This is a genomic window from Pseudanabaena biceps PCC 7429, assembly GCF_000332215.1.
Taxonomy (GTDB): Bacteria; Cyanobacteriota; Cyanobacteriia; order Pseudanabaenales; family Pseudanabaenaceae; genus Pseudanabaena; species Pseudanabaena biceps.
On record NZ_ALWB01000139.1, the window covers coordinates 1 to 15,198 of the forward strand.

At 45.9% G+C, this 15,198-nt stretch carries 11 protein-coding genes; 4 read left to right on the forward strand and 7 right to left on the reverse strand.

Translation table 11 applies throughout. The features are described 5' to 3' along the window. Positions 1-91 precede the first annotated feature (91 nt). The 5 genes from ppsA to PSE7429_RS15075 all read right to left on the reverse strand — a co-directional run bounded on the left by ppsA (position 92) and on the right by PSE7429_RS15075 (position 6,776). Entirely contained in the window at positions 92-2,524 is a 2,433-nt protein-coding gene (gene ppsA / locus PSE7429_RS15055) for a phosphoenolpyruvate synthase (RefSeq protein WP_009628106.1), read from the reverse strand. Between the two features lie 283 nt (positions 2,525-2,807). After that, positions 2,808-3,848 carry an iron-siderophore ABC transporter substrate-binding protein gene (locus PSE7429_RS15060; RefSeq protein WP_009628107.1) on the reverse strand — a complete coding sequence of 347 codons (1,041 nt, stop codon included), beginning with the start codon at positions 3,846-3,848 and terminating at the stop codon, positions 2,808-2,810. Between the two features lie 16 nt (positions 3,849-3,864). Then, the gene (locus PSE7429_RS15065) at positions 3,865-4,677 is read right to left on the reverse strand and encodes an ABC transporter ATP-binding protein (protein WP_009628108.1); all 813 of its coding nucleotides are present in this window, start codon (positions 4,675-4,677) and stop codon (positions 3,865-3,867) included. Then, complete coding sequence (locus PSE7429_RS15070; RefSeq protein ID WP_009628109.1) at positions 4,677-5,714, reverse strand: FecCD family ABC transporter permease; 1,038 nt, start codon at positions 5,712-5,714, stop codon at positions 4,677-4,679. Before PSE7429_RS15070 ends, PSE7429_RS15065 begins: the two co-directional genes overlap by 1 nt. Before the next feature lie 9 nt (positions 5,715-5,723). Further along, positions 5,724-6,776, reverse strand: coding sequence for a FecCD family ABC transporter permease (locus PSE7429_RS15075; protein ID WP_009628110.1), 1,053 nt, complete (start codon positions 6,774-6,776; stop codon positions 5,724-5,726). A 551-nt stretch (positions 6,777-7,327) separates the two neighbouring features. Between PSE7429_RS15075 and PSE7429_RS15080 the strand changes: the two genes are divergently transcribed. After that, complete coding sequence (locus PSE7429_RS15080) at positions 7,328-9,946, forward strand: TonB-dependent receptor (protein ID WP_009628111.1); 2,619 nt, start codon at positions 7,328-7,330, stop codon at positions 9,944-9,946. Between the two features lie 47 nt (positions 9,947-9,993). Here the strand turns inward: PSE7429_RS15080 and PSE7429_RS15085 are convergent, their stop codons facing one another. After that, on the reverse strand, positions 9,994-10,431 hold the full coding sequence (locus PSE7429_RS15085) for a hypothetical protein (RefSeq protein WP_009628112.1): 438 nt from the start codon (positions 10,429-10,431) through the stop codon (positions 9,994-9,996). Between the two features lie 208 nt (positions 10,432-10,639). Further along, entirely contained in the window at positions 10,640-11,407 is a 768-nt protein-coding gene (locus PSE7429_RS15090) for a thioesterase II family protein (RefSeq protein WP_009628113.1), read from the reverse strand. A 410-nt stretch (positions 11,408-11,817) separates the two neighbouring features. Between PSE7429_RS15090 and PSE7429_RS15095 the strand changes: the two genes are divergently transcribed. The 3 genes from PSE7429_RS15095 to PSE7429_RS15105 all read left to right on the forward strand — a co-directional run bounded on the left by PSE7429_RS15095 (position 11,818) and on the right by PSE7429_RS15105 (position 15,074). Next, on the forward strand, positions 11,818-12,081 hold the full coding sequence (locus PSE7429_RS15095) for an acyl carrier protein (RefSeq protein WP_009628114.1): 264 nt from the start codon (positions 11,818-11,820) through the stop codon (positions 12,079-12,081). A gap of 1 nt (position 12,082) precedes the next feature. After that, positions 12,083-13,621: a benzoate-CoA ligase family protein gene (locus tag PSE7429_RS15100; RefSeq protein WP_009628115.1), complete on the forward strand. Its 1,539-nt coding sequence runs from the start codon at positions 12,083-12,085 to the stop codon at positions 13,619-13,621. 109 nt (positions 13,622-13,730) lie between these two features. Further along, positions 13,731-15,074, forward strand: a complete 1,344-nt coding sequence (locus tag PSE7429_RS15105; protein WP_009628116.1) for a salicylate synthase — start codon at positions 13,731-13,733, stop codon at positions 15,072-15,074. The last annotated feature ends 124 nt before the right edge of the window (positions 15,075-15,198 follow it).

Genomic DNA, 15,198 nt, shown 5'->3' on the forward strand with positions numbered 1-15,198 from the left:
CGCTTCGCGCCGCAACTCTCTATTGGGTTTGAGAATATAGCTATCAGTGGCGGCGCGAAGCGCCGCCACTGATCCACTTAATATTTGGGGCTTATTTAGCTAACTCCAATATGGTTTTCAGTACAGAATCAGGGTTGAGACTGATCGAATCAATACCCTGCTCGACGAGGAATCTCGCAAATTCAGGATAATCGCTGGGAGCCTGACCGCAGATCCCAATTTTGCGATGATTGGCTTTGGCTTTTTGAATCACGCTGCGAATCATAGATTTAACGGCTTCATTCCGTTCGTCGAAAATATGGGCAACCAGAGCCGAATCGCGATCTAAGCCGAGCGTCAATTGGGTTAGGTCGTTAGAACCGATCGAGAAGCCATCAAAGACCTGCGAGAACTCATCCGCCAGAATGATGTTGCTGGGGATTTCGCACATCACATAAACTTCAAGTCCATTTTCACCGCGATTTAAGCCATGTTTTGCCATCTCCGCAAGTACTTTCCGTCCCTCTTCGGGCGTACGGCAGAAAGGAATCATTGGAATCACATTGGTTAAACCCATATCATCGCGAACGCGCTTTAGGGCTTGGCATTCTAAGCCGTAGGCTTCGCGATATTTTGGATCGTAGTAACGGGACGCACCACGCCAGCCGATCATTGGATTTTCTTCGAGTGGTTCAAAGCCACGACCGCCAAGGAGATTGGCATACTCATTACTCTTAAAGTCGGACATCCTCACTACGACAGGTTTAGGATAGAATGCTGCGGCGATCGTACCGATGCCTTGGGCAAGTTTGTCTACAAAGAAGTCTGTTTTGCATTCATACCTTGCGGTTAGTTTCGCGATCGCTCGTTTAGCAGATTTGTCTTCGAGGGTATCGAAATGGATCAAGGCAAGGGGATGTGCTTTGATATGGTTGGCGATAATAAATTCCATACGAGCTAAGCCCACGCCATCACAGGGAATCGCAGATAGGCTAAAAGCTTCTTCAGGATTGCCAACATTCATCAAGATCTTGGTGGAGATCTGCGGCAAATCATCGAGAGAAGTCTCAATCACTGCAAAGGGAACTAATCCGCCATAAACCTTACCTTCTTCGCCCTCGGCACAGGATACAGTTACCTCTTGCCCAGTCGTGATGATCCCCGTGGCATCCCCACAGCCCACGATCGCAGGGATGCCCATTTCTCTGGCAATAATAGCGGCATGACAGGTCCGCCCACCTTGATTGGTGACGATCGCGCTTGCTTTTTTCATGATCGGTTCCCAATCAGGATCGGTTTTATTGGTAACTAAAACTTCACCTGCTTGAAAATCTTCGATCCGATGTACTTCGAGAATTACATTTGCCTTGCCTTGACCGATCGCTTCACCAACTGCACGACCCGCAATCAAAACATTGCCACCGCCCTTCAGTTTGTAATTCTTGAGAATATTGCCCGATTTTTGGGACTGGACTGTTTCAGGACGCGCCTGCACGATAAATAATTCGCCTGTGCGACCATCCTTTGCCCATTCAATGTCCATCGGCGAGAATTTGCCACGTAATGCCGAATAGTGATCTTCGATAATGCAAGCCCATTGAGCAAGTTGCAGGATTTCGTCATCGGTAATCGCGAACTTAATGCGCTCAGAAGGGGGAACGGGAATATCCTTAGTCAGCTTACTGCCGCCAAGGTCGTACACCATCTTGATTTCCTTGGTGCCGAGACGTTTTTCGAGAATGGGGCGAAAACCTTGTGTGAGGGTGGGTTTGAAAACAAAATACTCATCGGGGTTGACTGCACCCTGCACGACATTTTCCCCTAGCCCATAGGCGGCAGTGATGAGCGCTGCATTTTTAAAGCCCGTTTCGGTGTCGATGGAGAACATTACCCCAGAGGCGGCAAGGTCGGAACGTACCATTTTCTGGACACCGACGGAGAGGGCAATATCAAAATGGTCGAAGCCATTAATCGTCCGATAGGAAATAGCGCGATCGGTAAATAGCGAAGCAAAGCAACGATGACAGGCTTCAACTACCTCGTTTGCTCCATAGACATTGAGATAGGTTTCCTGCTGCCCCGCAAAGCTCGCATCGGGCAAGTCCTCGGCTGTGGCACTGGAGCGAACAGCAACATCGGCTTCCTTACCACATTCGTAGCATTCGCAGAGTTTTTGATAGGATATGGCGATCGCCATTTGCAGATCGTCAGGTAGAGGTGTACTGAGAACTAAAGCCCTTGCCAATCTACCGCGATCGCGTAGGTTACTCATGTCCTCAATATTCAGATCGGCAAATAGTTCGCGTAATTTCGCCTCCAGTCCAGCCTTTTCGATAAAGTACCGAAAAGCGTAAGCAGTGGTAGCAAATCCATTGGGAACATTAACTCCCTTCGGCTTGAGCTGCCGAATCATTTCGCCAAGAGAAGCATTTTTTCCACCAACAAGAGGAATATCGGTAATTCCTACTTCTTCAAACCAAAGTATTAAAGCTTGTTCCCTAGGAATGTTTCTCGATATTTCGGAAGTAAAAATTGAGCTATTCATGATGATTCAACTCCCTAATCAAGTTAATGATTAGATCGATTCACGGACAGATAATGAAGCCCTAAATCCCAATCTTGAAGTCTTCAAATCTCGATTCTAGGTTTTTGCCAGATCCTAGATAACAACATTATATCTATTGCTAAAGAACTAAATTTGCAGACATTACATTTGTTTACCGATATAGCAACGTAAGCGATAGTTGGGACAAAATCAAAACCCAAAAGAGGGATGCCGCGCGGAGCGCGGCATCCCTCTTTTGGGTTTTGATTTAATATGAATTGGCTTAGCTATTTAATATCTGCTTTTTTAGTTCGTCAAGATAGAGATGCGTACCAATAGTGCCAGGTAAACCCAGACAAAGGTAGGTAGGCACAAAGTAAACCTTGCCAGATTTACTTGCCTTGAGGGACTGCGCGATCGCATTTTTTGACCAAGCTTGCTTCAGGTTCGCAAGTTGAGATTCCTCAAAACTACTGGCGCGTTTGAATTGGTTGGGATTGCTGAAGTTATTCCCCAGTAAGAGAACCCGATCAGCTTGATTGAGTTGAGGTAGGGTCTCTAGGGAAATTGGTGCAAGGGCTTCTTCCTGTTTGGGCGGATAGACCAATTGAAATCCTAAATCCTGTAGCAGAGCGGTGCAAAGACCATGCCTTTTCGTGCCTAAAGTCATCTCACGCAACTCCGAGGAAATTAGCAATAGCATTTTGGGATCGGTTTTGACGATCGGCTCAAAGGCTTGGCGGGCTGTGGCAATCTCCTGTTTCGTATTGGCGATTAACTGCTCAGCTTGTGGGGAACGGTTAACAGCTTGAGCGATCTCTTTGAGATTTATTTCTGGATCAGCCCATTTAAGAATGATGGTCGGGGCAATGCTCGATAGGATTGGATATTGACGCTTGTTGTTAATATCCAATCCCAAAATTAAGTCTGGCTGAACTTTGAGAATTGCTTCGATGGAAGGAGCATAGGCAACTCCCACATTGGCAATGGGGTTGGCGATTCTCGTTCCCAGATAGGGAATCTGTTTGCTAGGATTGGTATAGTCTCCTTGATGAAAATTGGCATTGTCGGCAAAAGCAACGGGCTGCATATCTAGGGCGAGTAAGGGCTCGAGCAGATAGGGACCTAGTACGACAATTCTCTGGGGTTGACCGCAGACTTTGGTCACGCCCATCGCATGTTCGACATCACGGCAGTCATTGCGAGCCGAGACGGCGGCAGCATTACGGGTGTCTGGCTGGTAGGGTTGACCTTGGCAGGCCACGATCGCCAATATCATCACGATCGCCACAGCGATCGATCGCACCGAATTGATGAGTTTCATATTTTCTTAACTAAACCTATGGTAGTGCTCGCCCATGCATTCCTGCTCCCTTGGCGCTGATGGGAATACACATCGGTGTGCCTGCGATCGGATCGGGATAGATGCGACATTTCAAGTTAAATACCGCCTGAACGATGTCTTCAACGATTACTTCTTGGGGTGTTCCCTCCGCAAAGATCCTGCCATCTTTGATCGCTACGATGTAATCGGCATAACGACAGGCATGATGAAGATCGTGCAACACCATGACAATTGTGCGCTCTTGTTGTTGATTGAGATAATGCAGCAGATCTAATACTTCAATTTGATGTGCTAAATCGAGAAAGGTGGTTGGCTCATCCAGTAAGAGAATTTTAGTATTCTGGGCAAGTGCCATCGCAATCCAAGCTCTCTGTCTTTGTCCACCTGAAAGGGTATCCAGAGGGCGATCGCTCAGTTCCACAAGGTCAGTCATTTCTAAGGCTTGCTGTACAAATTGGCGATCTTGAATCGACCACTGTTGCATCCAAGTTTGATGGGGATATCGACCCTGAGCTACCAAATCTCTTACGGTCAAGCCTTCAGGAGCAATGGGGTTTTGTGGTAATAATCCTAATTGTTGGGCAACGGATTTGGTCGAGCGCTGAGCGATCGATTTTCCATCTAGATACACCACTCCATCAGTTGGTTTAAGTAAACGCGCTAATCCTTTTAATAAAGTGGATTTGCCGCAACCATTTGCACCTACTAAGGCCGTCACTTTCCCCGTAGGAATGGTTAAGGTCAAGTCTTGAATTATATTTTTCTTTTCGTAAGCTAGGGATAAATTTTGGGTAGAAAGTTCCAGCATTAGCGTTTGCGATGATGAATGAGTAAGGATAGAAAAAACGGAGCGCCGATAGCAGCCACAATCGTGCCACAGGGTAATTCTGTAGGTGCAAATAGAGTCCGCCCTAACCAATCGGCGATCGTGACTAATAGCCCACCGATGAGGGCGGCGATGGGTAGAAGGTTTTGATGATTTCCCCCCACAAGTTTGCGACCAATATGGGGAGCCATCAAGCCCACAAAGCCAATCGTTCCTGCGGTGGCAACTGCGGAACCTCCTAAGGCAACCGCGACGATTACTAGTAGCCCTCGCTGCCATTCCAATCGCGTGCCCAATCCCTTGGCGACATCATCCCCTAAGTGCAAGACGTTGAGATGGCGGGATAAGCCCAGAGCAAGGGGAATACCGCAGAGACACCAAGGAAGAAAAGCCCAAAATTGCAGCCAAGTACGACCGTAGACACTCCCTGCGAGCCAAACGATCGCCTGACTGACATTGGCAATTGCCCCAAAAATAATTAATAAATTTGTCAGAGCCGTGGCGATCGCTGATAGCCCAATGCCTAATAAAATCAACAAAATCGGCGAACTCCCGTCATTCCAAGCTAATCGATAGATCAGAACCGCCATTAACAAAGCTCCAAGGAAAGAAGCGATCGGCAAGATATATAAGGGCGCTGCGGGAAATAAGACGATGGTGCTGACAGCCGCGAGGCTTGCCCCCGCATTGATGCCGATCATGCTGGGGTCGGCGAGGGGGTTGCGGGTTAACCCTTGAAAAATCGTGCCAGAAATGGCAAGAGCAACGCCAACCATGAAGGCAACGAGGGTACGCGGCAATCTCATGGTTTGGATGACAAAGGGATGATTGGGGTTGCCCGTATCTAGCCCCAAGAGGGTTTTGAGAATATCGGCGATCGCGATCGGATATTCCCCCTGCGACACATTGAGTAAAATCGCGGTCAAGCTAAGGGCAATCAGGAGCGCAGCGACCATAGGTAAGCGGCGATCTATGGAAAAGGAAAGAACGGGATTCCGAACAACGAGCAATGACTTCATTTTCTTACCTTATTTTCTTACCTTTGATTTCGCGAGATAGACAAACATAGGAGCGCCAATAATGGCTGTCATAACCCCCACGGGCAATTCTTGCGGTTTGAGCAATAGTCGCGCGGCAATATCGGCAGTTAATAAAAGAAGCGCCCCAAAAATTGCTGAGTAGGGCAAAATCCATCGATAATCGGTTTTGATAAAAAAGCGCACTCCGTGAGGAACGACTAAACCTACAAAGCCAATGGGACCTGCGATCGCCACAGAACTTCCCGTCAATAACACCACGCTAATTACGGTCAGCAGCTTAACGCCTAAGGTTTGTTGACCTAAACTGGTGGCGATTTCTTCTCCTAAGCTCATGGTTGTAATCTGCTTCCCCAACAACAGAGCCATGATTAGTCCTAGGATCGTTAAGGGAAGTACTTGTAAAAACAGATCGAAATCTCTCCCCGCTAAGGAACCCGCTAACCAAAATCGAATTTCTTCTAAGGTTTGTTGGCTGAGGACGAGAATAGCCGTGGTAATCGAAGAGATAAATGCGGTGAGAGCTGCCCCTGCGATCGTCAGATTTAAGGGAGTTGCACCACCCGCACCGCAAGAAGCCAGCCCATAGACTGCCACCGCTGCGATACTTGCGCCTAACAAGGCTGCCCCTGCATAGACCACAGATGAAGAGTTGCCAAATACAAATAGGGTTCCTACGACGGCTAAGGCTCCCCCTGCACCAATGCCTAAAATGCCAGTTTCGGCTAAAGGATTGCGGGTTAAGCCCTGCATCAATGCCCCCGATACGGACAGAGCTGCACCGATGGCGATCGCCATTAGCGATCGCGGTAGCCTTACCGTTTGGATAATCAGAGGCTCGAAACGGTCGTTATCGGCAAAGCTTGTAAAAGCGGTAAAGGATCTAAAAATAGTCTCTAGCGAAATATTGGTATTGCCTAGAGTCAAGCTGTAGATAGTGCAAATTAGCAAAGCGATCGCCCCTAATGCCAGTCCGATCGCGGGAGATGCTCGTAAATATTTGGACAACCTAAAAAAAGGTCTAAATAGTGACAGGTGAAACATGAAAAACTTGGGTAAATGACCTTGTGAGAAGAAAGAGACGGAGCGCGGAAGAAGCCTTTTGGGTAGAGAAATCGCAACAATTGATCAACTTCCGATCAACTTCTGATCAACTTCTGCTAAAGTTTGCCAGCGGCAATCGGATAAATTTCTGATTTATTATTGATATTTTATTGCAATTAACTCAGCTTTTTGCTATTAGTTTTAGTAGTTATTGATATTATCTAGCAATAAGTATGTCAAATATTAAATTATTTTATGCAACTTTGTCAGCCTTAGAAAAGCTTTAGACTATTTTATCGGGATTTTATTGGGTTTTTATTGAGCTTTATTGGATTTGAGTCTTTCTAATCTATTGAATTATCTCTAAAAAACTAATTGCTAGTAATTCCCATCCTGTAGTCAACAGACCAATTCATGGCGATCGCCAAACACAACTGGGCTGAGGCAATTTTCTACCTAATCCAAAAAATTCACAAAAAAATTCACAAAAAACAGGGCAAGCGTCAACTTGCCCTTGAATCATCAATATCAAATCGATACCTACCATCATAATGAAATCTGATCGTGTTTTGTTTGCCAGCTTGGTCTGTGCAGTCGCTAGTATGGCTACACCCGAATTATTGAAATTCGATGTCGCTGAAGTCTCCGCCGAAAATCTCACTAAAGAAGGAACTATTCAGGCAGATATTCTCGCTAATCCTGAATCTGGGCCTCAGATAGATTCCCGCAATCCTAAATCTGATGGGCAAATTTCTAGCGTTCGCGATCTGCGCCAAGTTTCCACCAAGGCCTCAGCGCTACTCGCTCAAGCTTCTACCAATCCCGTCCAAATTACGGGTGTAAAGGTAAATCCCACTGCCGATGGGCTGGAAGTCATTTTAGAAACATCGACAGGCAACCTCGTTGCTCCAGTGGCAAAAACTTCGGGTAAATTAGTTTACTTCGATATTCCCAATGCCAAACTTTCCCTTTCTAGCGGCGATCGCTTTGTTCTGGAAAACCCTGCTAAGGGAATTGTGAGCGTATCGGTGAGCCAAGCTAATGCTAGTTATGTGCGAGCGATCGTTACTGGCGTTAGTGCTGTACCTAAAGCGACGGTGAGTTTTAGTAATCCCACCAGTCCTGTCGCCCAAAAGCCCGACGAGGGAGAGGAAGAAGTACAGGTAACGGGCAAAGTCGAAGCTCCTCCTGCCTATGTTGTACCCAATGCTTCTACCGCTACACGTACGAATACTGCCATCATTGATACGCCCCAATCCATTCAAGTAGTTCCACAACAAGTCCTGAAAGATCAACAGATTGTTCGCGTCGATCAAGCCCTAAGGAATGTTAGCGGGGTAACGGGAGAATTGGGGAAATTTGCCTCCTCTCAAAGTCTGACAATTCGCGGATTTACCACTGATAGCTTTTCCAATGGTCCCATTTTACGCGATGGTTTTCGCAGCTACTACAACCTTGGCGCACAGGAAACAGCAAACCTCGAACAGATTGAAGTGCTTAAGGGTCCTGCTTCAGTTCTATACGGACAGAATGGACCTGGCGGGATCATCAATTTAGTTACGAAACAGCCTCTATCTAAACCCTTTTACGATCTGCAATTTCAAGTTGGTAGTTTTGGACTAATTCGTCCTAGTATCGATTTCTCGGGACCCTTAGATACCAATGGCAACTTGCTCTATCGCCTCAATATGGCATATCAGCGATCGGATGGATTTCGTGACTTCTCGACTACTTCGGAGCGGTTTTTTATTGCTCCTGTCGTGAAATGGAAAATTAGCGATCGCACTAGTCTCGCCTTTTCTCTGGAGTATTTGAACGATCGCTCTCCCTATGATGTGGGATTGCTTGCCTATGGGAAGGGCGTAGTCAATGTGCCCCGCGATCGTATTTTCGGTGAACGGGATGATACGAATAACTCTAAGAGTCTGAGCATCGGCTATAACTTTGAACATCAATTTGATGATAATTGGACATTACGCAATGCCTTTCGCTATACCAACCAAAGTCAGCAACTTTTGACGACTCTGCCCGCTGCATTTAATGAAGTTTCGGGAACTCTAATCAGAGTATATGGAAAACGGGAATTTGAAGTTAATGACTATTCACTCCAAACCAATGTGGTTGGGAAATTCGATACGGGCTCACTCAAGCATACTTTGCTAGCGGGAGTCGATCTTAATTGGAGTAAATTCAAGGATGTCCTTACGAAAATTGATTTTAGTAAATTACTGCCTCTGAATGTCTATAGTCCAACCTATGGGCTATTTTCCCGACCAAATTTCGACAATATCTCTCAGATAGCCTCAGGGTACACCGATGCTGACATCAGTCGGACAGGGGTTTTCCTGCAAGATCAAATCGCTCTTAGCGATCAGTTTAGCGTCATTGCGGGGATTCGCTTTGATGGAGTCAATAATACTAATCCCTCCAATGGGAAAAGTCGGTATGATAATGCTTGGAGTCCTCGCTTGGGCTTACTTTATAAGCCGACCGAATCTGTATCTCTATTTGCCAATTATTCTCAATCCTTCAGTCCTAACACGGGACAAGATGTGAATGGCAATTTTCTAGAACCAGAAAAGGCTCAAGGTTACGAATTTGGTGTTAAAGCGGAGTTAAGCAAAAAACTGTTTGCCACCCTGTCATACTTCGACATCACCAAGCAAAATGTAGCGACATCTGCATCTCCTTTGAGTCTATATTATGTCGCGACGGGAAAACAGCGCAGTCAAGGGATTGAACTTGATATCTCTGGCGAAATTGCCCCCAATTGGAATATTACTGGTTTCTATGCTTACACCAATGCGAGAGTGACCGAGGACAATGATATCCCTGTGGGTAATCGATTGCCTGGTTCTCCATACAATAGTTTTGGGCTATGGACAACTTATCAAATTCCCGATGGTGATTTGCAGGGGTTAGGATTTGGTTTGGGAGTAAACTATGTTGGCAATCGCGTAGGCGATCTCGCCAACTCCTACGAAGTTGGCGACTACTTTCTCACTAATGCCGCTATTTTCTACAAACGCGATCGCTGGCGGTTTGGACTGAACTTCAATAATATCTTTGATGTCAACTACATCAGTGGTGTCGGCGGTACTGGACGCACGTTAGGTATTGCTCCAGGTGCGCCATTTTCCATGACAGCCTCGATTGGTTTGCAGTTCTAATTGCTATTAACAGCAGGATGGCAGGCGCTTTGCGCCTGCCATCCTGCTTACAAAAGCGATCGCAACCACTGTTCGGCTGCGAGTGGATTTGCGAATACTTGTCCCATACATCCAAACAAACCTGCGATCGTTTTAGGAGCGGCTTTTTGCCTTTTGCCTAATTCATGCTCCTCAACGACAAGTGCGATGCCAACACAGAACCTTGTGATTTGCGGTTTATGCTCCTTTGCCCAATGGACAGTTAATTGATGGACTGCCTCAATTTCTTCGGGATCGTTTTCGATCTGTTCTAAATCCTGTTTTGCTGAATCCTGTTTTGCTAGATCCTGTGGAGCATTAGATTGATTGAGAATTAGCCCAAATTTTTGTTCTTGGGATAGCCATTTATCAAAATAGGAGAGATACTTTTTCGTGCCTTCTAAGGTTGTTTCTCTGCCAAAATTTACGGATACAAGGGGATATTTATCTTCGTGAATGGTAATCATAAAATCAGCAAATCCTCTAGCGAAATGATTGCGAATAGAATACTCGAATGGAATACTCGAACGGGATATTTTTGTTTCTAAGCCTGCGATAGATTGCGAATGGCTTAACGTGAATATACTTAACGCAAATATTATTGCTAATCTTTCTTAATAAATTATCTCTAAATTTAGACCTTTAAAAATGCCTAAGATGGCTGTTTATAACTTTTTATAAACAGCTAACAACTCGGAGCAGATCTTGGGACAGTAACTCTAGCAATGGCGATCGTGCTGAATGCAAGAAAAAATGATCCCCCTGCAACATATGCAATGCAAAAGCAGCATTGGTTTGCTCCCGCCATGCTAGGAGCATATCGATACTCGCCTCAGAATCCTCATAGCCACCAAAGGCAGTTATGGGGCAATCTAGGGGTATCTCTTTTTGATAAATACTGGTTTCCACCACAGCCAGATCGGCGCGTAGGGTCGGCAATAGCAGTTGCATTAATTCGGCATTGTCTAGAACTTCGGCGGGCGTACCATTGAGGCGACGCAGCTCTAATAAAAAATCTGGCTCGGGTAAATCATAGGTAGGAGGATTGCTACTGGGAATTTGCGGTGACCTTCGTCCCGACACAAAGAGATGTGCTGGCAATAACTGATTATTTCGGCGCAAAAATCTCGCTAATTCAAAACTCAGTAAGGCTCCCATGCTGTGACCAAAGAAGCTAAAAGGTCGATCTAGATAGGGTGTGAGTGCCTCAGCGATCACTTGCACGAGGGGCTCTAGTCTGGTAAATGCAGGTTCGTGGAGCCTAAACCCTCTACCTGGCAATTCAATTGGGCAAATTTCGATGGTTGAGGGCAGATCCTTTGCCCAGTTGCGAAAACTCAACGATCCGCCCCCTGCATAGGGAAAGCAAAATAGCCGTAAAGCTGCCTTAGTATTGGCAAAAGGACTGGGTAACCAGCGGTCTAAGGTTTTTGTCTCGATCACAATTGTGCTAATTCTCCGAACTGTAGATTCTGCTTGCCAAATGTCAAGCTAATGTAATAAGCTATTTACATCTTATTAATAGTTATTCTCAATAGCTAATATACACTAAGTAGTTAATAAGCAAGCAAGTAATACTAAATAATGCTGTGTTTGGCGTTATTTAGCACATCTTTGCGGAAGAGCCTTAGCATCAAAATCGTGGTAGTTCTCAAAAAATGATGATGAGCATCGCGGAGCAAGACTCTTTATCACCCAAAATCATTACTACCCTACGATTGCGCAGTTTGGCATAGGTAAAATCCCCAAAGCATACCGCTAGCGTAGCGGACAGAACGCTCTCTGGTTTTGGTTTTTAATTATGCCGAACTACTTACATAAAACAAGAGTTACATAAAACAAGAGAGAACTACTTGGAGATAGAAGTAATAGATACAATCAAAGCCATCTTGGTGGATTTAGGTATTCCCCAAGAATCACTTCATGCAGAAACCTTGCTGTATGCAGATTTGGGGTTGGACTCCGTTGAGACCATCAAGCTATCCCTTGAATTGAAGCGCCGACTTGCGATCGAACTGAAGCTAGGGAATCGCCATGACATGACCTTGGCAGAAATTTGTCGCATTGCCAATGCACAGGAATCATTAAGCGCAAACATTACTGCTGAAGTAAATTAAGATGGAAAGTATTTCTGCACAACTGCCTAGCATTTTTAATGTGGCAGCCCATTTTCTCGAAATCAATTTAACCGATCGCCGTAGTGAGAGAGTCGCTTTTTACTACCAAGAGCAATCCTATACCTATGCACAGGTAAGCCTTTGGGTGCGCCGCATGGCTGGATTTTTGCATGGATTGGGGTTAGAACGCGAAAACCGTATTGCGATTCTTTTACCCGATACACCAGAATTTGTGTTTGCCTTCTGGGGAGCAATTTGGCTCGGTGCAGTGCCCGTACCAATCAACACAGCTTGCACCACAGACGATATTCACTACATCCTCCAAGACTGCCGCGCCAAAGTCTTACTGACCAATCAAGTATGGCAAACAAATCTCGCTCCGATTGAGTCTCCATACTTAAAGCATATTATCCAAACCGATGGTGATATACCATTGATTTCGCAATTAAGCCAACAGGAAGAATTTATCCCTTGGGAGAAAACGAATCGCGAAGAACCTGCCTTCTGGCTTTACACATCTGGCAGTACTGGAAGACCGAAGGGGGTAATTCACCTACATCAAAGTATGGTGGTCTGTGCCGAGCGCTACGGAAAAGATGTTCTTGATTTACAAGAAGATGATGTAATTTATTCCGTTGCCAAAATGCCTTTTGCCTACGGTTTGGGCAATACCCTATATATGCCCATGTCGGTGGGAGCCGCAGCCGTTCTTACAGATGCGGCGAATGCGTTTGATATTATTGAGGATATCCAAACCCATCAACCCACGGTTCTATTTGGAATTCCAGGGATTTATGCGGGGATTCTCTCAGTTCATGAAATCGCCCCTCTCAATTCAGCTTCCTTACGGCTCTGTCTCTCCGCTGCCGAGCAATTGCCGCAAACAATTTGGCTGAAGTGGCGAGAGCGTTATGGTATAGAAATTTGCGAAGGCATCGGTACGACCGAGCTACTGCATGTTTTTCTATCTAATAGACCGCATCAATGTCGTTCGGGTACTTCTGGCTATCCAGTTGCTGGCTACGAGGTGCAGATTGTTGACGATCAAGGTGTCCCTACTCCCGATGGTGAAATCGGTAATCTCCAAGTGTCTGGAGAGAGTCTTATGCTCGGATATTGGAATCGGTTGACAGCGACGCGCAAGGCCTTGCATGGAACGACCATGCGTACTGGCGATAAGTACGTTAAAGATGCGGATGGCTATTTCCGATTTATGGGACGTAATGATGATTTCTTTAAGGTCAATGGTATGTGGGTATCGCCCTTTGAAGTGGAGGATATTTTACTTCAGCACGAGACCGTTCTCGATGCCGCAGTTTTGCCATCTGAGCATGATGATGCTCTAACGCAAGTGATTGCTTATGTCAGCCTGAAATCGGGATGTTCTCCCAATAAGGATCTTGAAAACCATCTTCGGCAAATGGTGAAGTCGCAATTACCCCACTTCAAGGCTCCCAAGACGATCCATTTTCTCGATACCTTACCACGGACATCCACGGGCAAAATTCATCGTCAAGCATTGCTCAAACATGCTTGTTGATTTGCTATGGATTGGGATTGGTAGGACTTCTCGCCAATTCCCCTCATCCTAAAATTCTCCCCACCCATTTCCACCCATTCTTTTATTTTAAGTATTTAGGTATTTATCCATGTCTCCAATTGCTACTCAAGCCGCCACTCAAGACGATACTCAGTCTGTTATTTATCATGAGTTGTTTGTCCCCTCACCCAAGGATCCTCAATGCCTGTTGCAGAATCTTTTGGATTTCGGACTTTTTTCGAGCTACATGTTGTATCAGGGCGATCGCGAAACTCGGATTGCGGGAAATACCCTAGGGAGTATTTCCGTAAGTACGGAAGCGGTGACCTGTACTTATATGGGGCAAACCCAGTCTCAACCGATTACCGATCCGCTTAAACAGGTGGAATCGGCTCTAGCCTCTTTACCGATTGAAAATTGGACTGCCTATGGCTATGTTAGTTTTGACATGGCGAGGTTTTATTCACCCTATACCAAGGCAATTCAACAGCCGCTACTCAATTTTTTCATTCCTGAGACGGAACTGCATATTACCGATCGCGGCATCCGTATCAGAAGTGTGAAGCCCATTACGAAAATCCTTGAAGCTCTGTCTATTGATGCGCCACTGCGTAGCTATAAGGCTAATCCCCCTGTTGTTGATTTTGCCGATCGCGAATACTATCAGACGCAGGTAAGCAAATTGATCCAAGCAATTCGGGAAGGGCATCTGCATAAGGCGATTCTTTCACGCTCTGTCAAGGTGAAAGGCGAAATGGATTTACTAGGAACCTATTGTCTTGGCTCTCAAAGCAATAATTCCGTCCGCTCCTACTGTTTCCAGATGGACAATGTGAGTGCGGTCGGTTTCAGTCCAGAGATTTTGATGACCGTAGATCGCGATCGCTTTGTCATCACTAATCCCTTAGCAGGCACTCGCCCCCGCTCTGAAGATCTCGACCGAGATCAGCAGTTAAACCGCGAACTATTTACCGATGCTAAGGAGGTCAAGGAACATGCCCTATCTATTTGGCTTGCCCAAGACGAGATTGGCGAGTTTTGCATCCCTGAGACGGTGAGGGTTTTTGATTTCATGCAAGTCAAACAATATCGCTGCGTGCAACATCTTTCCTCCCGCGTTGGTGGCGAGTTGAAACCCGAAAAAACGCTATGGGATGCCTTAAAAGTCCTATTTCCAGGCATTACAGTTTCGGGCATCGATAAACAGAATGCTTTGGCATGGATCGATCGCTTAGAAGTAGAGCCAAGAGGTCTTTATGCTGGTGGAATCGGCTGGGTGGACAGTCATGGAACTGCGGATCTCGCGATCGCGATTCGTTCCGCTTATCAGTACGATGGATCAATCTGTTTTAATGCTGGTGCGGGCATTGTGGCGGAGTCGATACCCGAAAGTGAGTATGTGGAATCCGTCAATAAAATGAATACGATGTTGACCAATTTAGTTCTCAAGTAGCTTCGGCAGAGAGAGCCGCAGGTTATGCAACTCTCTCTGTAATACCAAGTTACAGCGCTTTGCACTCAAACCCAAACCAAGGAAATTTTTGAAAGCTTTGCGAAGCAAAGCTTTCAAAAATTTC